The organism is Nitratireductor sp. WH36-1 (assembly GCF_058725515.1).
In genome coordinates this window covers 2,330,857-2,354,492 of sequence record NZ_CM178970.1, presented here as the reverse complement: position 1 = coordinate 2,354,492, position 23,636 = coordinate 2,330,857, and the positions used below count along the sequence as shown (strand labels likewise).

Genomic DNA, 23,636 nt, shown 5'->3' with positions numbered 1-23,636 from the left:
TCGGAACTGGTCCAATTTCGAAGGCGTGGGTGCCCCAAGCACTCACGCCTTCGTTGTATCGCGGGCCTGCATGCGCTGTGCTAAATCATTTGACCGATGAGCGAGAACACGGAAGTCGAATCGGACAGTCAGGAAAAGCACGTCACCTGGTATCTGCGGGGCGTGCGCCGCTGTTTCTCCATTCCGGGTCTGGTGCTGGTCAGCGCCTTTATCGGTTTCGCGGGTCTGGCGCGCGAGGCGGGGCTTTCGCTTCCCCAAACCGTTTTCATGACAGGGGCTGTCTGGGCCCTGCCGGCGCAGGTGGTGTTGATTGGCGCCGTATTGGCGGGCAACAGCCTGTTTGCGGCGGCTTTTGCCGTGGCGCTGTCATCGGTCCGGCTTGCGCCCATGGTGGTGGCCATCACGCCTGAAATGCGCACGGAGAAGACCCGGCCCTGGGTGCTCTATTGCCTCTCGCATTTCGTTGCCGTGACCTCATGGGTGCTGGCGATGGAGAGCTTCAAAAACGTTCCGCGCGCAATGCGCACGGCCTATTACACCGGCATCGGCTCGACGCTTGTTCTGGTGAATATGGGCGTGGTGGCGACCGTCTTTCTTCTGGCCGAACGTCTGCCGCCGCAACTGACGGCCGCGCTCTTCTTCCTGACACCGCTCTACTTCCTGACATCGCTCTGGGGTTCTGCGCGGGAGCGGGCAGGGCATGTCGCGATGGTGCTCGGCCTCGCCGCAGGCCCGGTCTTTCACATTCTCCTGCCCGGTTTTGACCTTTTGGCAGCCGGGGTTATCGGTGGCTCGGTGGCCTATTTCTGGCACCGCGCGCGCGTCAGACGGGAGACTGTCGGATGAGTTTCGACGCCTTTGATGCCTGGTGGTGGCCTTATCTCTTCATCCTGCTTGCAGGCTGGCTCGCCACTGATTCCTGGCGCTATCTCGGTGTCTATCTTGGCGGCAAGCTTTCGGAAGGTTCGGACATTCTGGTGTTCGTGCGCTGTGTGGCGACGGCGCTGGTCGCCGCCGTCATCGCCAATCTGATTGTCTTTCCCAGCGGCGCTCTGGCCGATGCACCGCTCACCCTGCGGGTCGGCGCATCCATAGCCGGCTTCGCCGCCTATCTTCTCTCCCGCAAGCAGATCCTCGTCGGCATCGTGGTTGCAGAGATCATCCTGCTCACAGGTCTCTACCTGATCGATTAGTTCTTTATTAGAACAATCGCAGGTAAAGCGTCATCAAGGGGTGGGCGATGCTTTTTCCAGCTGAACGTTTGGTCGCGCTTGTCATTGGCGCTTTCCTGATTGCTGATCTGACGCTTGTGGCCGGCAGCGCCATTTCGGTCGACTGGCGTGGTTATGGCGCTGTCGTTTCCTGTGGTGCAGTCATACTTGCGGTTGGCCTCGCATACCGCTGGAGCGGGCGTGACCAGAAGATTGCACTGGCCGCTATCGCCGCCGGACTTTTCATCCTCTTCACCATTGTCGGCGCGGCGCTCAATTATCTGCTCATACCGGTCGGCGCCGAACGCATCGATCCGCTGTTGATCAGGCTCGATGGTCTCGTGGGCTATTCATGGCCGGGGCTTGTGGGGTGGGCGAGCGAGAATCCGGCGCTTGGAACACTGCTTCGCTGGACCTATGTCAGCTCACTGCCGCAATTCGTGATCGTCATCCTGACGCTTGGCATGACCGGACGTCAGGCGCAGCTCCACGCTTTCCTCCTGACCGGTGTGCTTGCCGCCACGCTCACCATGGCCTTCTGGCTGGCTTTTCCAAGTTCCGGGCCGTCGGCCTATTTTTCGATCCCGGTCGAGACTGCTGAACGTCTCGGAATGGTGGTCGGGCCTGACTATGGTGTGGAGCTCAACCGCGTGATGACACAGGGCGCTCAGCGTCTGTCGCCGCAGGACGCACTGGGGCTGATCGCCTTTCCCTCGTTCCACACTGTCATGGCGCTGATGGCCGTCTGGTTTACCCGGTCCATCAGGGGGCTGTTTCCGGTCTTCGTCGTGATCAACACGCTCATGCTGCCCGCAATCCTGATCCATGGCGGGCATCATCTGATTGACCTGTTCGGCGGTCTTGCTGCTTTCCTGATCAGTGTCTGGCTTGCCCGGAGTGTTCTCGCACGGGTTTCGGACACAAGGCAAAGGCCGGAGCCAGCGGCCCCGGCCGAACAGGGGCTTTAAAGCGCTGCGCGGATCTTTTCCGCCTGCTCTGCGAGAACAGCCTGATCCGCCATCTCGCCCGTGTGGGGACGCAGGGCGACGCCATCAAAACGCGGGATGATGTGGACGTGAAGGTGAAACACCACCTGACCGCCGGCTTCCTCGTTGAACTGCTGGACCGTCACGCCATCCGCCCCAAAGGCGGCCTTCGCGGCGCGGGCCAGTTTCTGCACCGTGCGCATGACGGCGGCGAGCGAATCGTGCTCGACATCGAGAATGTTGCGTGACGGCTTCTTCGGGATCACCAGGCAGTGGCCGTCGCCGCGCGGCATGATGTCCATGAAGGCAAAGGTTTCGTCGTCTTCGTAGAGCTTGTGCGAAGGCAGTTCGCCGCGCAAAATCTTGGCGAAAACATTGTCGTTGTCATAGGCGGCGCTGCTCATGGAAACCTCTCGTCTGGGCAATTGCGGCCGCATTTTTCTGCGCTAATGTCGCGCCCGTCAACTCCCGGAAGCGGGCGATTCGCCGCGCTTTTCGAAAAGGTGCCGTCCGTGACCTATCTCTTCCTGCTCGTGGCCATTCTGTTCGAAGTCGTGGCCACCACCGCACTCAAGCAGACCGAGGGGTTCACGCGTCTTGTGCCGTCGTTGATCACGCTGATCGGCTATGCGGTGGCCTTCTTTTTCCTGTCGCTGACGCTGCGCACCATGTCGGTGGGCATTGTCTATGCGCTGTGGTCAGGTGCGGGCATCGTCTTCATCACCGCCATTGGCTGGCTGTGGTTTCAGCAGTCGCTCGATACGCCGGCGCTCATCGGCGTCGCGTTGATCATCGCCGGCGTGCTGGTCATCAACCTGTTTTCAAAATCCGTGATGCACTGAAGCGTCAGCCCTTGCGGAAGGGCGTGTGGGTTTCGAGCACGCGGTTGATCTCGGCCACGTCGCGCCGCTCCAGTTCGAGATACTGCGCCACTGCGCGCCGGAGACCCGGATGCGGAATGTAGTGCGCCGAGCGCGTCGTGACCGGTTCATAACCGCGCGCCAGCTTGTGCTGCCCTTGCGCGCCGGCCTCCACCGTCGACAGGCCGCGCGCGATGGCGAATTCGATGGCCTGATGGTAGCAGACCTCGAAATGCAGGAACGGGTGATGCTCGATACAGCCCCAGTTGCGGCCGAACAGCGTGTCGGAACCGATAAAGTTGATCGCGCCGGCGATGTAGCGGCCTTCGCGGCGCGCCATCACCAGAAGAATGTCGTCGGCCATGCGTTCGCCGATCAGCGAAAAGAAGCGCCGGTTGAGATAGGGGCGCCCCCATTTGCGGCTGCCGGTGTCCAGATAGAAGGCGAAGAAATCGTCCCAGACGGCTTCGGTGAGCCCGGCTCCCGTCAGCCATTCGATCTCGATGCCGTTTTCAAGCGCCGTGCGGCGTTCCTTCTTCAGCGCCTTTCGCTTGCGTGAGGCAAGCGTGCCCAGAAAATCGTCATAGTTTTCATAGCCGCGGTTGAAGAAGTGGAACTGCTGGTCGGTGCGCAGAAGAAAGCCCGCATCATCGAGCGCTGCAATGTCCTCGTCACGGGCAAAGGTGACATGGACAGACGAAATGCCAAGCCTGTCGGTCAGCGTCTTCAATCCTTCCGCCAGCGCATGGCGCACCGCGTCGGGCGCTATGCCATCGCGCACCAGAAGGCGCGGACCCGTTGCCGGGGTGAACGGCACCGAAACCTGCAGTTTGGGGTAATAGTGTCCGCCGGCGCGCTCGAAGGCATCGGCCCAGCCATGGTCGAACACATATTCGCCCTGGCTGTGGGATTTCAGGTAACAGGGGACTGCGCCGAGCAGTACGCCATCTTCCGAGCGCAGGAAAAGATGCTGGCCAAGCCAGCCGCTTTCGCGCACCGCACAGCCGCTTTCTTCAAGACTTGAAAGGAAAGCGTGGGAAACAAAGGGATTGTAGGGCGCGCCCGCTGCCTGCGGGCCAGCGCCGGCAAGCGCTTCCCAGTCGGATGCCGGCATGTCGGCGAAGGACGGTGAAACCGTCAGCGTTACATCGCCTGACATGGCGGCACTCGTTTGGGCTGATGACATGCCAGATAAGTAAGCGCGTGAGGCAGGGCGCTTCAAGGGGCAATGCCCCTTGAGGGCATGTGGATGGAGCAGCGGCATTGCCCAAAAGGCGGAAACTCCCTTCGGGTCCGGTGCTTCAGGGCGTGAAACCCTCAAACGTCATCTGGTCGGCATGCCGGAAGGTGCGGTCAACGGCTTCCTGATCCTGCACCGTCCAGGTAATGACGGGCAGCGAAAGGCGCTCGCGCACAAAACTGACGAACGGGTTCGGCAGTTCCTTCACTGCATAGGACACGAAGGACAGATCGTGCGCCAGCATGGAGAAATGCGCCTCCATGGCTTCGGGCGAAAGCCCTTCGGCCGTCAGTCCGCGCGGAATGTCCGGCGCGAATTTGGCCAATTGCCGGACAAGACGGTGCGAGAACGACATCAGCACCACTTTTCCGGAATAGCCCTGAAGCGTCTCCACGACTTTCCCGACAAGCGCGTCGTCATGCCCTTCCGAGCCCTTGAGCTCGATCACCAGCGGCACCTGGCCGGCGACCAGATCGAGCATTTCGCGAAGCGTCGGAGCGCAGTCCGACGTGCCGCCGATGGGCATTGCGCCCATTTCGGCGGCCGTTTTCTCTGCAATGGTGCCTTCCTGACCGGTGAGACGGCGCAGCGCGTGATCGTGAAAGACCATCGGAACGCCATCGGAGGAAAGATGGAGATCGCACTCGATGGAGAAGCCGCCATCGATGGCCGCCTGAAACGCGGGGAGGGTGTTCTCCCAGCGCACATTGTTCATGTCGTGCAGACCGCGATGGGCAATCGGCCGCTCGGTCAGCCAGGAAAGCGCACTCATTATTCAGCGACCTCGATGACGGCGTCGATCTCGACGGGCGCATTCATCGGCAGGGAGGCCATGCCGACGGCTGCGCGGGCGTGACGGCCACGGTCGCCCAGAGCGGCGACGAGGAAATCCGATGCGCCATTGGCGACGAGATGCTGGTCGGTGAAGTCGGGCGTGGAAGCCACGAAGACGGAAATGCGCACAACGCGCTTGATGCGCTCCAGATCGCCGAGCGCGGCGCGCGCCTGGGCGAGAATGTTGACGGTGCACCATTTGGCGGCAAGCTTGCCGGCCTCAACGCCGAGCTCGCGGCCCAGAAGGCCCATCGCCATCAGCTTGCCGTCCTTTACGGGCAGCTGGCCGGAGGTCATCAGCAGGGAGCCGGTCTGGACGTAAGGCACATAGTTCGCCACGGGGGCTGCCGCCTCGGGCAGTTCCACACCCAGCTCCAACAGTCTTTTCTCGATCTCGCTTGCCATGATTGTCTCCCGGCATTTTTTGAATTCAAACAGAGCGGGCTCCGCACTGTCGGCAGATCTAAACGTCACTCGTGACAGTTACGCAATCGAATCCGCCGTTGATGGGGAAAGCGCCGCAAGGCGAGAGGTTGCATATTTGCCTCGCTTCCGCCACGACTCTTGTCCAAACGATAACGCTCCAGGCGGTCAATCCACTCTCCGACCGCGACAATGCCGAATACCGGGAGGTCGTACATGCGCGCATCGCGCTTATTTGCCTTGGCACTCACCGCCGTTTCAAGCGCCGCGATCAGTGCAGCTGCGGCCGAGCCCAACCTGCTCCCCCATCGGGCGGTCTATGATCTCTCGCTGGAACAGGCGAGCGACCGCTCGGGCATCAACGGCATATCGGGGCGTATGGTCTATGAGTTCGCCGGCTCGGCCTGCGAGGGCTACACGACGACGTTCCGCTTCGTCATGCGGCTCGAGACGGATGAGGCATCGCGGCTTTCCGATCAGCAGACCACCACCTATGAGGATGGCAAGGGCGAGGTCTTCCAGTTCGTCAACAAGATGTATCTGGACAACATGCTCGACCGCGAGGTGAAGGGCGTCGCCCGGCTGGAAGGCGATGAAACCCTGGTCGAACTGTCAAAGCCAGAGCGGCGCAGCGAAACGCTCGAGGCGACGCAGTTCCCGGTTCAGCACATGATTGAAGTGCTGGAGAAGGCGGCTGCCGGCGGCGGCTTTTATCAGACGACACTCTATGACAGTTCCGAAGATGCCGACCGGGTCATGATGACGTCGGTCACCATCGGCCAGCCGAAGCCGATGGCGGAGGGCGATGCCGAGAAGGACGCGGCAGCGCCGCTCGACAACCAGTCCTATTGGCCCGTGAGCATCGCCTATTTCGACCCCGACAATGAGCGGGGCGAGACGCTGCCCGACTACGATATCGGTTTCCTGCTGCATGAAAGCGGCGTCACGCGCAGCCTCGACATGAACTATGGCGAGTTTTCGATTCGCGGTCAGCTTGTCGACCTCACCCTGTTCGATAAGGTCGAAGAAGAGGCAGACTGCGCTGAATAGGCGCTTTTGCCGGCCTAACGCTTGCATTGTGCGCGATTAGTTCGTATATGCGCGCGCATTCCACACACGGATCTTGGTTCCGGTCGGGAGAAATCCGGTCGGCGCCCCCGGTGGCGGTTTCCGCCTGACGGTCCGTGGAGGTTCAACCGGAAAGGAAAAAGAATGGCACTGCCCGATATCAGCATGCGCCAGCTTCTCGAAGCTGGTGTTCACTTTGGTCACCAGACCCACCGCTGGAACCCGAAGATGTCCAACTACATCTTTGGCGCCCGCAACAACGTTCACATCATCGACCTCAGCCAGACCGTGCCGCTGATGCACCAGGCGCTGAAGGCCGTGTCCGACACGGTGGCCAAGGGCGGCCGCATCCTGTTCGTCGGCACCAAGCGCCAGGCTTCCGAGATCGTTGCCGACTCGGCCAAGCGCTCGGCTCAGTACTATGTGAACGCACGCTGGCTCGGCGGCATGCTGACCAACTGGAAAACGATCTCTCATTCCATCCAGCGTCTGCGCAAGCTCGACGAGCTGCTCGCTTCGGAAGCACAGGGCTTCACCAAGAAGGAGCGCCTGAACCTTGAGCGCGAGCGCGAGAAACTCGATCGCGCGCTGGGCGGCATTCGCGACATGGGCTCCACGCCGGACCTGATGTTCGTGATCGACACCAACAAGGAAGCGATTGCCGTTCAGGAAGCCAAGCGCCTTGGCATTCCGGTTGTCGCAATCGTCGACTCCAACTGTGATCCGGACGTTGTCGACTACCCGATCCCGGGCAATGACGATGCCGCACGCGCACTCGCACTTTACTGCGACCTGATCGCGAAGGCCGCAATCGACGGCATCGAGCGTCAGCAGGGTGCACTCGGCTTCGACATTGGCGAAGCGGTCGATGCACCGGAAGAGGCTGCATTGAACGATGCCGCCGAGGGCGAAAACAAGGACGCCTAACAAGCGCCGTTCCGAAAATGTGGGGCTTATGGCCCCGCGACGGCCGCGCGGCAGACGACCAGCTACGCGGCCGTTTTTGTTAGAATATTGATGAAGAGGCGACGATGAGCATTACAGCTGCACAGGTCAAGGAACTGCGCGAGAAAAGCGGCGCAGGCATGATGGACTGCAAGACGGCCCTGAAGGAAAACGACGGTGACATGGAAGCAGCCATGGACTGGCTGCGCAAGAAGGGCATCGCCAAGGCTGACAAGAAGGCCGGCCGTACGGCTGCTGAAGGTCTGGTCGGCGTTGCAGGCGACGCAAACAGCGCCGTTGTCGTCGAAGTGAACTCCGAGACCGACTTCGTTGCGCGCAACGACGCGTTCCAGTCGCTCGTCAGCAACATCGCAACCGTTGCTCTGGGCACCGACGGCTCCATCGAGGCCGTTGCTGCTGCGACCTACCCGGAAACCGGCAAGTCGGTTGAAGACACCGTCAAGGACGCGATCGGCACGATCGGCGAGAACATGTCGCTGCGTCGTTCGGCGAAGCTTTCCGTCGAGAATGGTGCGGTTGCCAGCTACATCCACAACGCCGTGACCGACGGTCTTGGCAAGCTTGGCGTTCTGGTCGCCATCGAGACCACCGGCAATGCGGAAGCTGCCCGTGCATTCGGCCGTCAGGTCGCCATGCATGTTGCCGCGACCAACCCGCTGGCTCTGACCGAGGCCGATGTCGACCCGGTTGCCGCAGCGCGCGAGAAGGACATCTTCTCCGACCAGGCACGCCAGTCCGGCAAGCCCGAGAACATCATCGAGAAGATGGTCGAAGGCCGCATGCGCAAGTTCTACGAGGAGGTTGTCCTCCTGAAGCAGGCTTTCGTCATGAACCCGGATCTCTCGGTCGAGAAGGCGCTTGCCGAAGCCGAGAAGGAAATCGGCGCACCGGCGAAAATCGTCAGCTTCGTCCGCTTCGCTCTTGGCGAAGGCATCGAGCGCGAAGAGAGCGATTTCGCAGCCGAGGTTGCGGCAGCCGCCAAGTCGTAAGACTGGTTGTATAACTGCTTGATGATAAAGGGCGCCGCGTGACAACGCGGCGCCCTTCGTGTAACGCAGGGGCAAATTTGGAGACTATGAAGATGAGCGAAGCACGCTACCGGCGCGTTGTCCTTAAGGCATCCGGCGAAGCTTTGATGGGCGAGCAGGGATTCGGTATCGATGTTTCGGTGGTCGACCGGATTGCCCGCGATATCGTCGAGGCGCGCAAGATCGGCGTCGAGGTTGGCGTTGTCATCGGCGGCGGCAACATCTTCCGCGGTGTGGCCGTTGCCTCGAAGGGCGGCGACCGTGTGACGGGCGACCACATGGGCATGCTCGCCACGGTCATCAATTCGCTCGCCCTGCGCACCTCGCTCGTCAAGATGGGCGTTGATGCGGTGGTCATGTCGGCCATTGCGATGCCGGAGCTGTGCGAAAGCTTCTCCCAGCGTCAGGCGATGAGTTACATGGACGCAGGCAAGGTGGTCATCTTCGCCGGTGGCACGGGCAACCCGTTCTTCACGACCGACTCGGCCGCCGCTCTGAGGGCTGCGGAAATCGGCGCAGACGCGCTGTTCAAGGGCACGCAGGTGGATGGCGTCTATTCCGCCGACCCCCGCAAGGACCCGGACGCCACGCGCTTTGACACTCTCAGCCATGCACAAGTTATACGTGACGGGCTGGCGATTATGGATACCGCTGCGATTGCTCTTGCGCGCGAGAACCACATTCCGATAATCGTTTTCTCGATTCATGAAGAGGGCGGATTTAACGCCATCTTGAAAGGCGGCGGACATTGCACCATCGTGTCCGATGACGCCGATACCGAACAGCGTGCCGGTGCGTAAGGAGATTTAAGAATGGCCGACGGCGTTGATTTCAAAGATCTGAAGCGACGTATGGAAGGGGCAGTCAGTGCGTTTCAGCACGATCTTGCTTCGCTTCGTACGGGCCGTGCTTCTGCCAACCTTCTGGACCCGATCCAGGTGGAGGCTTATGGCACGCCCATGCCGATCAACCAGGTGGCCACGGTGTCCGTGCCCGAACCCCGCATGATCTCCGTGTCGGTGTGGGACCAGAGCATGGTCAATGCCGTGGACCGCGCGATCCGCGAATCGAATCTCGGGTTCAACCCGATCATGGACGGTTCGACCCTGCGCATTCCGCTGCCCGAGCTCAATGAAGAGCGGCGCAAGGAACTCGTGAAGATCGCCCATCAGTACGCCGAGGGCGCCAAGGTTGCCGCGCGCCACGTGCGCCGCGACGGCATGGAGCACCTCAAAAAGGCCGAAAAGGATGGCGACATAAGCCAGGACGAACTGCACACGCAGTCCGAACAGGTGCAGAAGATGACGGATGAGACCATCACCGTCATGGACAAGCTCCTGACCGAGAAAGAAGCCGAGATCATGCACGTCTAGGTCGCCCTGCGTCCATCCGGACGCATAGGGGACGATCCAGACCATCGATGGAGCATCGGAACAATCGAAAACCGGATTCCCGTTTCGGTCCGATGCTCTACCAGCCCCAGGGCTGCTCGAACGCGAGGGGAGGCAGATACGTGAAGCCGGCGCATGTGGCGATCATCATGGACGGCAACGGTCGCTGGGCGGAAGCGCGCGGCTTGCCACGCCGTGCCGGCCACCGCGCCGGTGTGGAGGCGCTGCGCAAGGCGGTGCGCTCTGCCGGTGAGCTGGGCATCAACTGGCTGACCGTTTACGCCTTCTCCTCCGAAAACTGGTCCAGACCGCGCTCCGAGGTGAACGACCTCATGGGCCTCCTGCGGCTGTTCATCAGGCGCGATCTGGCGGAACTGCACCAGAACGGGGTTCGCGTTCGCATTATCGGCGACCGCGAAAACCTCGAAAAGGACATCAAGTCCCTTCTGCTTGAAGCGGAAAATCTGACGGCGGAAAACACCAGCATGAATCTGGTGATCGCCTTCAACTATGGTGCGCGTGACGAGATCGTGCGCGCTGCCAAATCGCTCTTCGCCGATGTGCAGGCGGGAAAGATCACCGCCGACGACATCGATATCGATGGTTTCGGAAACCGTCTCGATACCGCCGGTATTCCCGATCCCGACCTGATTATCCGCACAAGCGGCGAGCAGCGCCTGTCGAATTTCCTTCTGTGGCAGGCAGCCTATGCGGAATTCGTCTTCCTGCCGTGCCACTGGCCGGATTTTGGCCGATGCGAGCTGGAGACGGCTCTGGCCACGTTCAACGCGCGCGAGCGCCGCTTCGGCGGTGTTGGAGCACGCGAAGCGGCTCTATGACCAAGCCCGGCGATGAAGGCGGGCCGACACGGCGCCCGCGCAGCAATCTTCAGGTGCGGGCCGTTTCAGCGCTCGTTCTTGGAAGCGTCGTCCTTCTGATCACCTATCTGGGTGGCCTGCCGTTCCGTCTCATGGCGGCGGTCATGGCCGGCGCGATCCTTTACGAATGGCTCGCCATGCGCCCCGGTTCTAAGACCGGCGTTCATGCGACCATCGCCATCGCACTTCTGGCGGTGGTGATGGCAATGATGATACTCGGCCTTTCAGCGGGCGCGGTTTTTCTGGCGCTGGCCGGTATTCTTGTCGTGCTTGCGCTTCATGGATGGGCGTCGGGCGAGGGGCTCGGAACCACGGCCGGCGTCGCTTACGCCGCAGCACCCGCAATCGCCCTGGTGCATTTGCGGGCGGACGACCAGTCCGGTTTCCTGGCAATCCTGTTTCTGTTCGCCGTGGTCTGGACCTCGGACATCATGGCCTATTTTACCGGCCGCAGTCTGGGCGGGCCGAAGCTTGCGCCTTCGATTTCTCCCGGCAAGACGTGGAGCGGCGCGATTGGCGGCGCGGCCTTTGCGGTTGTCGCAGGCGCGGCTTTCGCCATGCATGAAAGCACCGTCCATGGCGTGGTTCTGCTGGCGCTCATCGCGCTTGTTCTCTCTGTCATCTCGCAGCTTGGCGATCTGTTCGAATCAGCCCTGAAGCGCCGCAGCGGCGTGAAAGATTCGAGCAATCTCATTCCCGGCCATGGCGGGGTCATGGATCGCGTCGACGGGCTGATGGCGGCAGCGCTCGCCCTATATCTCGTGGCGGCGCTGCTCGGCAGTCCGGAGATGCCAGCGCACGCCTTTTTCCGGTTCTAGGGGCTGAGGGCGTTTGCCTTCGCCATGCCGGAGTGGCATTGAAGTGTCGAATTCCGGGATTCGCCGAAGAGCGTCGACGGAATCCCGCAGGCTGTTAAGCAGCAGCTTATTGGAACAGTGCAGCTGACGTTCTGAAAGTCATGCAGACATTTCGGATCGAGGCGCTGATGCAAACCGTAATCGAGTGGAACAACCGTGACCGATTTTTTCAGCACCATATTCAGCACGGACGGATTGCTGATCGGCACCATCGTGCCGTTTCTCTTCGTCCTGACCGTTGTCGTGTTCGTGCACGAGATGGGGCACTATCTGGTGGGGCGCTGGTGCGGCATCGGCGTGAAGGCGTTCTCGATCGGTTTCGGGCCGGAACTCTTCGGCTTCAACGACAGGCATGGCACACGCTGGAAGCTCTCGGCCATTCCGCTCGGCGGCTATGTGAAGTTCACCGGCGACATGTCGGTGACCAGCACGCCCGATCCCGAATCGACGGAGCGCCTGTCGCCCGAAGAGCTGCGCGTCGCCTTCCATACCCAGCCGGTATGGAAGCGCGCGGCCACGGTTTTTGCCGGCCCGCTGTTCAACTTCCTTCTCACCATTGCGGTTTTCGCGGTGATGTTCGCCGGTTTCGGGCGCTATGTGATGGAGCCGATGGTGGCCGAGGTTCGGCCCGACACGCCGGCCGCCATTGCCGGTTTCGAACCGGGCGACCGCTTCGTTTCCGTCGATGGATCGCAGGTGCGCAGCTTTGGCGATGTGCAGCGTCTCGTGTCCGGGCGGTCGGGCGACGAACTCTCCTTCGTGGTGCGTCGTGGTGATGAAGAGCTGGAGCTCAGGGCGACGCCCGAAATGGTCGAGCAGAAGGATGCGCTCGGCAACACGGTGAAGATCGGAATCATCGGCGTCGTCAATGATGAGGAAATGGGCCAGCCGCGACTGGTTGAGTATGGCCCGCTGGATGCGCTGGGCGAGGCGGTCAAGGAAACCGGCTATGTGATCTATCGCACCGGCCAGTTTCTAAAACGCTTTGTCGCAGGGCGTGAGGACAGGTGTCAGCTTGGTGGCCCGGTGAAGATCGCCGATATGGCCGGCAAGGCGGCCCAGCTCGGCTTCGAATGGCTCGTACAACTTGTTGCATTATTGTCAGTCGGTATCGGTGTTCTTAATCTTTTGCCCATTCCCCCCCTTGATGGCGGGCATCTGGTGTTCTACGCCATAGAAGCTGTAATGCGTCGTCCTGTGTCCGAGAGGGTCATGGATGCGGTTTACCGCGTCGGCTTGTTCGCCGTTCTCGCATTCATGGGATTCGTTTTCTGGAACGACCTGTTCGGATGCTGAGGGAGGATCGGGAAGGCGGAATGTGTAAAAATTGAGACGATATTTACCATGGCTTTGAATTTCGCGTGACGCGAATGCCACTAAGCGGTGGTTCGTAAACGCAAATTAACCAGAAGGCTTGCGTGTAGGGAAAATCTGGCTATTACGATAGCTGCTTTTTTAGATTGTTCCTATTTCTCGCTGCGGGGACAAAGAGAATAGAGGTTTTCAGGCCCAATGAAGGCATCTTCTAGCTTTAAGAACGCCGTTTCGGCAGTAGCCCTTTCGGCGGGGTTGGCGATGACGGGGACGGTTGCCGTCCAGCTCGCCGCCATGGAAGCGGCCGAGGCCGCGACGGTCAGCCGTATCGAGGTGCGTGGAAACCGCCGCGTCGAAGACGAGACCATTCGCAACTATATCGACATTCGTCCGGGGCGCTCTTTCTCGAACGATGATGTGAACGAGGCCGTCAAGCGCCTGTTCGCAACCGGCCTGTTTGCCGACGTGTCGATCAGCCAGTCCGGCGGCGCGCTGATCGTGACCGTTGACGAGTATTCGATCGTCAACCAGGTCATTTTCCAGGGCAACAAGAAGATCAAGGACGCGAATCTGGCGCGCGCTGTTCAGCTGCAGCCTCGCAAGTCCTTCTCCAACCAGTCGCTCCAGGCTGATGAGGAGACGATTCGGGAAGCCTATCGCCGCATCGGTCGCGACGACGCAACCGTTACCGGCCGCACGCAGGCGCTCGACGACGGTCGCGTCAACGTCATCTTCGAAGTTCAGGAAGGTGGTCGCACGAAGATCGCCGCGATCAACTTCGTTGGCAACGAAGCTTTCGGCAATGGTCGTCTGCGCGACGTGATCTCGACCAAGCAGTCGAACTTCCTTTCCTTCCTGATGCGCGACGACATCTATGACGACAATCGTCTGCGCGCGGATGAAGAGACGCTGCGCCGTTTCTACTACAATCGTGGTTATGCGGATTTCCGCGTGATCTCGGCGACCGCCGACTTAGACGAAGTCGAGAACGCCTACACGGTGACCTTCACCGTGGACGAGGGCGAGCGCTATCGCTTCGGCAATATCGGCGTCGAGAGCACGGTCACCGGTATCGACACGGAAGCTCTCAATGCAGAGATCAAGACTCGTCAGGGCAATGTCTACAGCGCCAAGAACGTTGAAGACTCCATCATTGCGCTGACCGAGAATGTGGCTGGCAAAGGCTATGCCTTCGCCCAGGTGACGCCGCGCGGCAACCGCAATTTCGAGACCCGCGAGATCGACGTCGTGTACTCGATCGACGAAGGTCCGCGCGCTTACATCCAGCGCATCGAGATCCGCGGCAACCAGCGCACGCGTGACTACGTGATCCGTCGCGAGTTCGATCTGAGCGAGGGCGACGCCTTCAATCAGGTGCTCGTGCAGCGCGCAAAGCGTCGCCTCGAAGGCCTCAACTTCTTCCAGACCGTCAACATCTCGACGGTTCCGGGTTCGCAGCCCGATCAGGTCATTCTGGTCGTTGATGTGGTTGAGAAGTCGACCGGTGAGTTCTCCATCGGCGCCGGTTACTCGACGGCTAGCGGCGACAGCAGCAGCGGCGGCTTCTCCGTTGAAGGCTCCGTCACCGAGCGCAACTTCCTCGGCCGTGGCCAGTTCGTCCGCATCGCGGCCGGCGGTGGCAAGGACTCGCGCGACTACTCGTTCTCCTTCACCGAGCCGTATTTCCTCGGTCGCCGGATTTCGGCTGGTTTCGACGTCTACCGCCGCACCCGCAAGTTCGACGACAAGTATGATCGCGACACCACCGGTGCGACGATCCGCTTCGGTCTGCCGATCACGGAAGCCCTGTCTTCGCAGCTCGCCTACAACTTCTCCCAGGAGGAGTACACGGGCGTTGGCGACTGTGCAGATGATCCGATCGATCCTACGCAGTGTAACCTTGCACCCGCTCTGATCGAAGCCATCGACGACGGCAAGTGGATCAAGTCCTCGGTTAGCGGCTCGCTGGTCTACAACACGATCGACGACATGAAGAACCCGCATTCGGGCCTTTATGCGAACCTCACGCTTGAGGTTGCCGGTCTCGGTGGCGATGCCAAGTTCGTGAAGGCGACGGCGCGCGGCACCTACTACCAGACGCTGTCCGAAGAACTCGATCTCGTCGGCCTGTTCACGGTTGGCGCCGGTCACATCCAGGCTCTGGATGGCGATCTGCGCGTGTTCGACCACTTCTCGAGCAGCGACCGCATCATCCGTGGCTTCGATTACAACGGCATCGGCCCGTACCAGAACGCAACGGGTGGCGGCATCGACCACATCGGCGGCAAGACCTACTTCAACGCTTCGGCAGAAGCGCAGTTCCCGTTCCCGGTCCTGCCGGAGAGCTTCGGTCTTCGCGGCGCGGTCTTTGCTGATGCGGCAACGCTCTATGGCAGCGATATCGCAGGCGCCATCGGAACGGATCTGCAGTGGCGCGCTTCGGTCGGTGCAGGCCTGATCTGGGCTTCGCCCTTCGGCCCGCTGCGTGTCGATTACGCATACCCGATCTTGAAAGAAGACACAGACGACGTGCAGAACTTCAACTTCGGTATTTCGACCCGCTTCTAACCGGTTGACGTTTTCTGGCACACCCTGTTTAGCCCGGGCCCCGGTGGCCCGGGCGAAAGGTTTCCATGAAGGATCCTGAATTCTTTGCTCCCGCGCGCCGCATAACGGCAGGCGAGATCGCCTCGCTGACGGGAGCGAATCTCACGCATGCAGAGCATGCCGGGATTGTTATTGAAAGCGTTGCCGCAGCCTCTGAGGGCGGTGCCGGAACGCTTGTTTTCGTTGAAGGAAAGCGCAACGCCGATTTGGCAATGGGAACAACGGCTTCCGCCGTTCTGTGCAGGGATGAGATCGCGGGCCATGTTCCCGAAGGTGTTGCCGTCCTCGTGGTCGACAAACCGCAGGCCGCTTTCGCGCAGATAACACGCCTTCTTTTCCCTCAGGCCATGCGCCCGGGCTCGATGACCGGCGAAACCGGCGTCTCCGCCCGTGCAAGCGTGGCCTCCGACGCAATTCTTGAAGACGATGTCACCATCGAGCCGGGAGCCGTTATCGGCTCCGGCGTGCATATCGGCAGCGGCACGATCATCGCCCCCAATGCGGTGATTGGAGCGGGCACGCGAATCGGACGCGAAAGCTATATCGGCCCCGGCGCCACCATTCAGTGCGCGATGGTCGGCGACCGCGTGATCATTCACGCCGGTGTGCGCATCGGTCAGGATGGGTTCGGCTATCTTCCAGGCCCCACCGGGCTCGAAAAACTGCCCCAGATCGGACGCGTCGTCATTCAGGACGATGTGGAGATCGGCGCAAACACCACAGTCGACCGTGGCGCGCTGGTCGACACGATCATCGGGCAGGGCTCCAAGATCGATAATCTCGTGCAGATCGCGCACAATGTCCGCCTTGGCCGGGGATGCATTGTTGCAGGCCATTGCGGGCTGTCCGGTTCTGTCACACTTGGCGATTTCGTGATGCTCGGCGGACGTGTCGGCATCGCGGATCACATTACCATCGGCTCAGGCGCGCAGCTTGCGGCTTCCAGCGGCGTCATGAATGACGTGCCGCCGGGAGAACGCTGGGCTGGCTCGCCGGCGCAGCCGATGCGGGAAGCTTTCCGCGAACTGGCCGCGCTGCGCGGTCTTGTTGGTGGAAGGAAGAAGAAACAGAGGGATGGGGATGACTGACTCCGCTTCGACCACGCTTGAAAGCCTCGACATCATGGACCTGATGCGGTTGCTGCCGCATCGCTATCCGTTCCTGCTGGTCGACAAGATCATCGAGATTGACGGCGACCGCTCTGCCATCGGCATCAAGAACGTGACGGCCAATGAGCCGCACTTCACCGGTCACTTCCCAACGCAGCCGGTCATGCCGGGCGTGCTGATCGTTGAGGCCATGGCGCAGACCGCCGGTGCAATCTGCATCAACAATGCGGGTGATGAGAGCCCGTCTCTCGTCTATTTCATGACCATCGACAATGCGAAGTTCCGCAAGCCCGTCGTGCCGGGGGATCGCATGGAGATCCACGTCACCAAGGTCAAGCAGCGCGGCAGCATCTGGAAGTTCGACTGCGTGGCCAAGGTTGATGAGGCGAAGGTTGCCGAGGCCACGATTTCGGCACTGATGTCTGTCGAACAGGCTGGCTGACGGAAGAATATAGAATAGATGACCCGAGAGACCGTCATTCATCCCTCATCCATCATCGAACCCGGCGCAGAGCTGGGCGAGGGGGTGCGGATTGGCCCGTTCTGCCATGTTTCCGCTCAGGCGAAGCTACACGACGATGTGGAGCTGATCGGCCATGTCACCATCATGGGCGACACCACGCTTGGCGCAGGCTGCCAGGTCTATCCGCAGGCGGTTCTCGGCGCTCCGCCGCAGAATTTCGGCCACAAGGGCGGTCACAGCACGCTTGAAGTGGGCGAACAGTGCGTCGTGCGCGAGGGCGTGACCTTTCACGCCGGCACGGACACCAGCCGTGGCAAGACCACGGTCGGTTCCCATGGCCTCTTCATGGCCTATTCCCATGTCGCGCACGACAGCGCGGTGGGCAATCATGTGACCATGGCGAATTATGCCGGTCTTGGCGGACATGCCGAGATCGGCGATCACGTCATCATCTCCGGCTATGCTGCGGTTCATCAGTTCGTGCGCATCGGTCATCACGCCTTTCTGGGCGGCTTTGCTGCCGTTGTCGGCGATGTGATCCCCTACGGCATGGCTGTGGGCGACCGTGCGCGCCTGCGCGGCCTCAATCTGGTCGGGCTCAAGCGCTCGGGCATGCCGCGTGAAGACATTTCGGCGCTGCGCAAGGCCTACAGGATGCTCTTTGCCGAAGGCGCTTCGCTTGAAGAGAACGCTGCCGCCGTTCTGCGCGCCTATCCCGATTCGGAACTGATCGGCGACGTGGTGGCCTTTGTCGGTGCAAAGGACAAGCGGCACTTCACGCTACCGGCGCGCGGCAAGGGCGCGGCCGAGGATAATGAGACAGCCTGACCCCAAGTCGGTCCTGCCAGCGGGCGCCCGCGTTGCCGTGGTCGCCGGCAGCGGCGGTCTGCCACGCGATGTAGTGCGCACGCTGGTGAAGAATGGCCACAGGCCGCTCGTCGTCGCCATGGAAGGCGAGGCAGACTGGGTGGCCGGTGAAGATCAGAGCGCATTTGATCTCTGGCCGACGCCCGTTGAGCGTCTGGCGCTCTTTCTTCCAAAACTCAAGCGTGCAGGCGTGACGCATCTGGTTCTGGCCGGCGGCGTCAGCCGGCGACCGCCCATCCTCAAGGTGCGGCTCGGCTGGGACGTATTCCGGGCGCTGCCGAAGCTGATCGCCGCTTACGCCAAGGGCGACGATGGCCTGCTGCGGGCGGTGATTGCCTATATCGAATCAAAAGGCATCCGGGTTCTGGGCGCGCATGAGATCGCGCCGGAGCTTTTGTCGCCTGAAGGTGTCATGACCCGCACAAAGCCCGGCGCCAGAGACCGCAAGGATCTCGCCGCCGCTTATGAAGCTGCGCGCATGATCGGTGGTCTCGACATCGGACAGGCCGCCATCGCCGTCGGCGGGCGCGCTGTGGCTCTGGAAGGCATAGAGGGCACGGCCGGCCTGTTGGACCGGATGCGCGACATGCGCAACCATGGCCGCCTTGCAGGCAAGTCCGGGGGCGCTTTGGTCAAATGTGTGAAACCGGATCAGGATGAACGCGCAGACCTGCCGACCATCGGGCCGAACACCATCGAGGCGGCGCATGCAGCCGGCCTTGCCGGTGTGGGGCTGGAGGCGGGCCGCTCGCTGATCATAGATTATGCGGACACGATTGGCCGGGCCGACGCGCTTGGCCTGTTCATCGTTGGCCTTGAGCCGGAGGGGCGGGCATGAACGCGAAAGGCGGGGCATTGAAACTGGCGATCATCGCCGGCGAGGAATCCGGCGATCTGCTTGGCGCGGATCTGGTCAAGGCGCTGCGGGTCGAAAGCGACGCAGAGGTCGAACTCACCGGCGTCGGCGGGCGCAATTTGATGGCGCTTGGGTTGGAGCCGATCTTCAATGCCGAGGAAATAGCGCTTATGGGCGTTAGCGCCATTTTGCGCGACTTGCCGCGTCTCCTGCGCCGTATCGGCCAGACAGCGCAGGCCATCGTCAAGGCAAAGCCCGATTGCCTCGTCACCATCGACAGCCCCGAGTTCAGCCTGCGCGTGGCGAAGAAGGTCCGTGCGCTCGATCCCTCCATCCCCATCATCCATTATGTCTGCCCCAGCGTTTGGGCCTGGCGACCGGGCAGGGCCATCGCGATGCGCCCGCATGTGGACGAAATCCTCTGCCTGCTGCCATTCGAACCGGCGGAGCTGGAACGGTTGAAAGGTCCGCCCGGAACCTTTGTCGGACATCGTCTGGCCACCGACCCCGATATTCTTGCAGCCGCCAGCGCACATCTTTCCGGACCCGCCAAGCCTGCCGATGCGCAGCGCGCGCTGCTGCTCCTGCCCGGATCGCGCCGGGGCGAGGTGTCGCGTCTTCTGGAGCCGTTTGGAGAGACTGTGCGGCACCTCCATGAAGCCGGGCACGACTTCCGCCTGCTCATGCCCACCGTGCCGCATGTCGCGCCCATGGTGGAAGCCGCCGTGAAGGACTGGCCCGTTCAGCCGGAGATCATTCTGGAGCCTGCGCGCAAGTGGGAGGCCTTCGCCGAAGCCGATGCAGCCCTTGCCTGTTCGGGCACGGTGTCGCTGGAACTGGCGCTTTCACGGGTTCCGACAATCCTTTGTTACAAAACGGATTTTGTTGCGCGGGCGCTGATCCCGCTCATCACCGTCTGGTCGGCGGCGCTGCCCAATCTCATTGCCGGCTGGCCTGTCGTTCCGGAGCACTTCAACCAGTATGTCCGCCCGTCCTATCTGGCGCGTCAGCTCACCGGGCTGTGGGCGGACAAGCCGCCGCGCGCAGCACAGATGGACGGGTTTCAGCAGGTCGCAGATGCGCTCGAAACGCCGCGCCCCTCCGGCCAGATCGCGGCCGAAGTCGTTATGCGGCACATCGCAGGCGCGGCCTGAAAACGGTGTATTCAGACGCCGAGCGCTTGCCGTTTGATCAGGCGCGCTCGTGTTCCGAGACAGGTCATTACCGAACGGCTTCTTGACGTTTGCCATCGTTCCCGCTAGATGGCGGTTGGCTGCAGACGCCCGCCGCCCGCTGACACCTGTCCCGGTGAAGTTCTGCCTCAGACTGATTTCTTCGTCCTCCACGCTCGTCGCGCGGATGGAAATGCGGGCCCCATCCAGTTCCAGCGCGGCCTTTGCGACAGGAGAATGGGGATTTGTCTGAAACGTCCTCCAATACATTTACGGAAGGCCCACTGGGGCCGATCTACGCAAAAACGGCGCTGCCGATCATCTTTGTGATGGGGATGAACGGTCTTCTTGCCGTGTGCGATGCGCTCTTTCTGGGGCATTTTGTCGGCCCGGATGCGCTTGCGGCCGTCACGCTGATGTTTCCCGTCTACATGCTCATCGTCGCAATGGCGACGCTGGTCGCAAGCGGCATGTCCAGCCTGCTTGCCCGCCACCTCGGTGCATCCTCGATGGATGATGCGCAGGCGGTGTTCGCAGGCGCGCATGGTCTCGCCCTTCTTCTGGGCGGTGTCCTCATCCTCCTGTTCTTGCTCTTCGGTGCTCCGGTTGCGCTGCTTGCCGCGGGCGGCTCGGTTCCTCTGGCCGAGATGGGGCTCGTCTATCTGCGGATCACGGTGTTCTGTTCGCCGCTTCTGTTCATCCTCTCGGTCAATTCCGACGCTCTGCGCAATGAGGGGCTCATCAACCTCATGGCGGGCATGAGCCTTCTGGTGTCCGTCGCGAATATCGGTTTCAACTATCTGTTCATCGCCATTTTGGAGATGGGCGTCGCCGGTTCCGCCTATGGCACGGCGATGGCGCAGGCGCTGGCTTTCGTCATCATTCTGGCGTTTCGGCTGCGCGGACGCACGCAACTGCGTCCCAGCGTTCTGCTGCGCCACCGGCTCGATACGGCCTGGACGCGCATCCTGGCGCTCGGCGCCCCCCAGAGCCTCAACTTCATGGGGCTGGCGCTCGGGTCTGCGGCGATCATCATCGCCCTGCAATGGGTGAACGCGCCCGGTTACGGTGATACGGTGTCCGCCTATGGCATCATCACGCGGGTGATGACCTTCTGCTTCCTGCCGTTACTGGGCTTGAGCCACGCGATGCAGACGATCACCGGCAACAATTACGGCGCGCGCGACTGGGCGCGTTCCGACCGGAGCCTGCGCATCGCCGTTGTCACGGCCTTCGTCTACGCGCTGGTGGTCCAGTTCTTGCTGACCGTCTTTGCCGCGGACATCGGACGAGGCTTCGTTGATGATCCGGCTGTGGTCTCGGAGGTTGAGCGCGTTCTTCCGATCATGGTGGCGCTGCTCTTTGCCGGCGGGCCGCTGATGATGATTGCGATGCATTTTCAGGCCATCGGCGACGCCAGTCGCGCCGCACTGCTTGGTCTGTCAAAGCCCTATCTGTTCGGCATCCCGCTCACCTTTGTCCTTGCCGACATGGTGGGTGAGCGCGGCATCTGGATGGCCGGGCCCTTTGCGGAACTGCTGCTGTTCTGTCTGACACTGATCGTTCTCTTCCGCACGGCGCGCACGCGCTCTCTGAAATGGGGCCTGTTTCAGGCCGGTGCAGCGGAGCAGGCATGATGAACCAGATCCCGACCATGGCGGAAGCCAAGGCGCTCGCAAAGAAACTGCGAGCGCATCTGGAGAGCCAGGGACGTGCAACGTCTCATGCGCAGGCTCTGGAAACGGTCGCGCATCAGCATGGCTATCGCGACTGGAACACGTTCTGCGCGGTGATTTCCGCCCGTGAGGAAGACCCGTGGGAGCCTGGCATGCGCGTACAGGGGACCTATCTGGCCCAACCCTTCAAGGGCAGCATCATCGCCAAGATGAAGCAGGGGCCGGGCTGGTTCAGGCTGGTGCTCGATCTGGACGAGCCCGTCGATGTGGTGATGTTTGAAGGCTTCTCCAACTACCGCAGGCGCATTCGCGGTATTGTGGGCCCGGATGGTCATTCCAGAGAACGCACATCCAACGGTGTTCCACATCTGCGCGTCGAAGCCGAAAAATAGGCAGAAGCTTCTCCGTCCCTGAGAGAGGAGCAACAGCTCAAAGAAAAAGCCCCGCCAGTCTGGCGGGGCTTTTTTTGAATGTCGAACAATCAGCGCTTGGCGATCGGAACGTAATCGCGGTGCGTTGCGCCCGTGTAGAGCTGACGCGGACGGCCGATCTTCTGCTTCGGATCCTCGATCATTTCCTTCCACTGGGCGATCCAGCCGACGGTGCGCGCGAGCGCGAAGAGCACCGTGAACATGGTGGTGGGGAAGCCCAGCGCCTTCAGCGTGATGCCGGAGTAGAAGTCGATGTTCGGGTAGAGCTTCTTCTCGATGAAGTACTCGTCCGTCAGGGCGATGCGCTCCAGCTCCATGGCGATGTCGAGCTGCGGATCGTCCTTGATGCCCAGTTCGCTTAACACCTCATGGCAGGTCTTCTGCATGATCTTGGCGCGCGGATCGTAGTTCTTGTAGACCCGGTGACCGAAGCCCATGAGACGGAACGGATCGCTCTTGTCCTTGGCGCGGTCGATATATTCGGGGATACGGTCAACGGAGCCGATTTCGTCGAGCATGTTGAGCGCGGCTTCGTTCGCGCCGCCATGGGCAGGGCCCCAGAGGCAGGCGATGCCGGCAGCGATACAGGCAAACGGGTTTGCGCCCGAAGAACCGGCCAGACGCACCGTCGAGGTGGAGGCGTTCTGCTCGTGATCGGCATGGAGGATGAAGATCCGCTCCATGGCGCGGGCCAGAACCGGGTTCACCTTGTAGTCCTCGCACGGCACCGAGAAGCACATGTGCAGGAAGTTGGCCGCGTAGCCGAGATCGTTCTTCGGGTAAACGAAAGGCTGGCCGACATGGTACTTGTAGGCCATGGCCGCGATGGTCGGCATTTTGGCGATCATGCGCAGGCTGGCGACCATGCGCTGATGCGGATCGGAGATGTCGGTGGAGTCGTGATAGAAGGCAGACATCGCGCCGACAACGCCGCACATAACGGCCATCGGGTGCGCATCACGGCGGAAGCCGGTGAAGAAGCGGTTCATCTGCTCATGCACCATGGTGTGGTGCGTCACGCGGTAATCGAAGTCTGCTTTTTCCGTCTTCGTCGGAAGCTCGCCGTAGAGCAGGAGGTAGCAGGTTTCCAGAAAGTCGCCGTGCTCGGCGAGCTGTTCGATGGGGTAGCCGCGGTGCAGCAGAATGCCTTCATCGCCATCGATATAGGTGATCTTCGATTCGCAGCTTGCGGTCGACGTGAAGCCGGGATCGTAGGTGAACAGTCCCGTGTCTTTGTAAAGCGAGGCGATGTTGACCACATCCGGGCCCACGCTGCCCTTCAATACCTCGAATTCGTGCCCTTCTTCCTGGCCGCCAATTTCCAGCTTCGCAGTTGGTTTGGTCATCGCAATCACCTCTCACTTCAAGGAACTTGGCGCCAGAAATCTGTCGCCCAAAA

The 23,636-nt window shown here is 61.4% G+C and carries 25 protein-coding genes; 20 read left to right on the top strand and 5 right to left on the bottom strand.

Annotated elements, in window-relative coordinates:
* Positions 1 to 96 precede the first annotated feature (96 nt).
* Genes AC4PTT_RS11065 through AC4PTT_RS11055 form a run of 3 tightly spaced genes read left to right on the top strand, consistent with a single transcriptional unit; the run spans position 97 to position 2,179 of the window.
* Positions 97 to 846 (top strand): AzlC family ABC transporter permease, encoded by a 750-nt coding sequence (locus tag AC4PTT_RS11065; protein ID WP_492161149.1) that lies wholly within the window; start codon positions 97 to 99, stop codon positions 844 to 846.
* Entirely contained in the window at positions 843 to 1,193 is a 351-nt protein-coding gene (locus AC4PTT_RS11060; RefSeq protein WP_492161148.1) for an AzlD domain-containing protein, read from the top strand. Before AC4PTT_RS11065 ends, AC4PTT_RS11060 begins: the two co-directional genes overlap by 4 nt.
* A gap of 47 nt (positions 1,194 to 1,240) precedes the next feature.
* Complete coding sequence (locus AC4PTT_RS11055; protein WP_492161147.1) at positions 1,241 to 2,179, top strand: phosphatase PAP2 family protein; 939 nt, start codon at positions 1,241 to 1,243, stop codon at positions 2,177 to 2,179.
* Here AC4PTT_RS11055 and AC4PTT_RS11050 read toward each other — a convergent pair.
* On the bottom strand, positions 2,176 to 2,601 hold the full coding sequence (locus AC4PTT_RS11050) for an HIT family protein (RefSeq protein ID WP_113155132.1): 426 nt from the start codon (positions 2,599 to 2,601) through the stop codon (positions 2,176 to 2,178). The two genes, AC4PTT_RS11055 and AC4PTT_RS11050, sit on opposite strands and share 4 nt — an antisense overlap.
* Before the next feature lie 108 nt (positions 2,602 to 2,709).
* Between AC4PTT_RS11050 and AC4PTT_RS11045 the strand changes: the two genes are divergently transcribed.
* Complete coding sequence (locus tag AC4PTT_RS11045; protein ID WP_113156291.1) at positions 2,710 to 3,039, top strand: DMT family transporter; 330 nt, start codon at positions 2,710 to 2,712, stop codon at positions 3,037 to 3,039.
* A 4-nt stretch (positions 3,040 to 3,043) separates the two neighbouring features.
* On the opposite strand, the gene AC4PTT_RS11040 is transcribed toward AC4PTT_RS11045, so the two are convergent.
* From AC4PTT_RS11040 to AC4PTT_RS11030, 3 genes are all read right to left on the bottom strand, one after another.
* Positions 3,044 to 4,171: a GNAT family N-acetyltransferase gene (locus AC4PTT_RS11040; RefSeq protein WP_492162608.1), complete on the bottom strand. Its 1,128-nt coding sequence runs from the start codon at positions 4,169 to 4,171 to the stop codon at positions 3,044 to 3,046.
* Between the two features lie 187 nt (positions 4,172 to 4,358).
* A complete protein-coding gene (locus tag AC4PTT_RS11035; protein ID WP_492161146.1) occupies positions 4,359 to 5,069 on the bottom strand; it encodes a glycerophosphodiester phosphodiesterase in 711 nt (236 codons plus the stop codon).
* Positions 5,069 to 5,536: a RidA family protein gene (locus tag AC4PTT_RS11030; RefSeq protein WP_113155135.1), complete on the bottom strand. Its 468-nt coding sequence runs from the start codon at positions 5,534 to 5,536 to the stop codon at positions 5,069 to 5,071. The genes AC4PTT_RS11035 and AC4PTT_RS11030 overlap by 1 nt, the downstream gene beginning before the upstream one ends.
* 234 nt (positions 5,537 to 5,770) lie before the next feature.
* On the opposite strand from AC4PTT_RS11030, the gene AC4PTT_RS11025 reads away from it, so the two are divergent.
* The 16 genes from AC4PTT_RS11025 (at position 5,771) to AC4PTT_RS10950 (ending at position 22,198) form a co-directional block, all read left to right on the top strand.
* Positions 5,771 to 6,604: a cell envelope integrity EipB family protein gene (locus AC4PTT_RS11025; RefSeq protein WP_492161145.1), complete on the top strand. Its 834-nt coding sequence runs from the start codon at positions 5,771 to 5,773 to the stop codon at positions 6,602 to 6,604.
* 162 nt (positions 6,605 to 6,766) lie between these two features.
* A complete protein-coding gene (gene rpsB / locus AC4PTT_RS11020) occupies positions 6,767 to 7,549 on the top strand; it encodes a 30S ribosomal protein S2 (protein WP_113155137.1) in 783 nt (260 codons plus the stop codon).
* 104 nt (positions 7,550 to 7,653) lie between these two features.
* Positions 7,654 to 8,577 carry a translation elongation factor Ts gene (tsf, locus tag AC4PTT_RS11015; RefSeq protein WP_206545350.1) on the top strand — a complete coding sequence of 308 codons (924 nt, stop codon included), beginning with the start codon at positions 7,654 to 7,656 and terminating at the stop codon, positions 8,575 to 8,577.
* A 92-nt stretch (positions 8,578 to 8,669) separates the two neighbouring features.
* Positions 8,670 to 9,416, top strand: coding sequence for a UMP kinase (gene pyrH / locus AC4PTT_RS11010; protein WP_113156292.1), 747 nt, complete (start codon positions 8,670 to 8,672; stop codon positions 9,414 to 9,416).
* A 12-nt stretch (positions 9,417 to 9,428) separates the two neighbouring features.
* A complete protein-coding gene (gene frr, locus AC4PTT_RS11005) occupies positions 9,429 to 9,989 on the top strand; it encodes a ribosome recycling factor (RefSeq protein WP_113155139.1) in 561 nt (186 codons plus the stop codon).
* 92 nt (positions 9,990 to 10,081) lie between these two features.
* Complete coding sequence (locus AC4PTT_RS11000) at positions 10,082 to 10,846, top strand: isoprenyl transferase (protein WP_113155140.1); 765 nt, start codon at positions 10,082 to 10,084, stop codon at positions 10,844 to 10,846.
* Entirely contained in the window at positions 10,843 to 11,703 is an 861-nt protein-coding gene (locus AC4PTT_RS10995) for a phosphatidate cytidylyltransferase (protein WP_297559390.1), read from the top strand. The genes AC4PTT_RS11000 and AC4PTT_RS10995 overlap by 4 nt, the downstream gene beginning before the upstream one ends.
* Positions 11,704 to 11,898: 195 nt before the next feature.
* On the top strand, positions 11,899 to 13,038 hold the full coding sequence (gene rseP / locus AC4PTT_RS10990; RefSeq protein WP_113155142.1) for an RIP metalloprotease RseP: 1,140 nt from the start codon (positions 11,899 to 11,901) through the stop codon (positions 13,036 to 13,038).
* Between the two features lie 216 nt (positions 13,039 to 13,254).
* Entirely contained in the window at positions 13,255 to 15,624 is a 2,370-nt protein-coding gene (gene bamA / locus AC4PTT_RS10985) for an outer membrane protein assembly factor BamA (protein WP_492161144.1), read from the top strand.
* A 65-nt stretch (positions 15,625 to 15,689) separates the two neighbouring features.
* The gene (gene lpxD / locus AC4PTT_RS10980; RefSeq protein WP_317088113.1) at positions 15,690 to 16,751 is read left to right on the top strand and encodes a UDP-3-O-(3-hydroxymyristoyl)glucosamine N-acyltransferase; all 1,062 of its coding nucleotides are present in this window, start codon (positions 15,690 to 15,692) and stop codon (positions 16,749 to 16,751) included.
* A complete protein-coding gene (gene fabZ, locus AC4PTT_RS10975) occupies positions 16,744 to 17,214 on the top strand; it encodes a 3-hydroxyacyl-ACP dehydratase FabZ (protein WP_113155145.1) in 471 nt (156 codons plus the stop codon). Before lpxD ends, fabZ begins: the two co-directional genes overlap by 8 nt.
* Positions 17,215 to 17,232: 18 nt before the next feature.
* A complete protein-coding gene (gene lpxA / locus AC4PTT_RS10970; RefSeq protein ID WP_206545347.1) occupies positions 17,233 to 18,063 on the top strand; it encodes an acyl-ACP--UDP-N-acetylglucosamine O-acyltransferase in 831 nt (276 codons plus the stop codon).
* Positions 18,050 to 18,940, top strand: coding sequence for an LpxI family protein (locus AC4PTT_RS10965; protein WP_492161143.1), 891 nt, complete (start codon positions 18,050 to 18,052; stop codon positions 18,938 to 18,940). The genes lpxA and AC4PTT_RS10965 overlap by 14 nt, the downstream gene beginning before the upstream one ends.
* Positions 18,937 to 20,112 carry a lipid-A-disaccharide synthase gene (lpxB, locus tag AC4PTT_RS10960; RefSeq protein WP_206552618.1) on the top strand — a complete coding sequence of 392 codons (1,176 nt, stop codon included), beginning with the start codon at positions 18,937 to 18,939 and terminating at the stop codon, positions 20,110 to 20,112. The genes AC4PTT_RS10965 and lpxB overlap by 4 nt, the downstream gene beginning before the upstream one ends.
* A gap of 263 nt (positions 20,113 to 20,375) precedes the next feature.
* Positions 20,376 to 21,767 carry an MATE family efflux transporter gene (locus AC4PTT_RS10955; RefSeq protein ID WP_492161142.1) on the top strand — a complete coding sequence of 464 codons (1,392 nt, stop codon included), beginning with the start codon at positions 20,376 to 20,378 and terminating at the stop codon, positions 21,765 to 21,767.
* Positions 21,764 to 22,198 carry a glyoxalase superfamily protein gene (locus AC4PTT_RS10950; protein ID WP_206547600.1) on the top strand — a complete coding sequence of 145 codons (435 nt, stop codon included), beginning with the start codon at positions 21,764 to 21,766 and terminating at the stop codon, positions 22,196 to 22,198. Before AC4PTT_RS10955 ends, AC4PTT_RS10950 begins: the two co-directional genes overlap by 4 nt.
* Positions 22,199 to 22,287: 89 nt before the next feature.
* On the opposite strand, the gene gltA is transcribed toward AC4PTT_RS10950, so the two are convergent.
* The gene (gene gltA, locus AC4PTT_RS10945) at positions 22,288 to 23,583 is read right to left on the bottom strand and encodes a citrate synthase (protein WP_113155150.1); all 1,296 of its coding nucleotides are present in this window, start codon (positions 23,581 to 23,583) and stop codon (positions 22,288 to 22,290) included.
* Between the last annotated feature and the right edge of the window lie 53 nt (positions 23,584 to 23,636).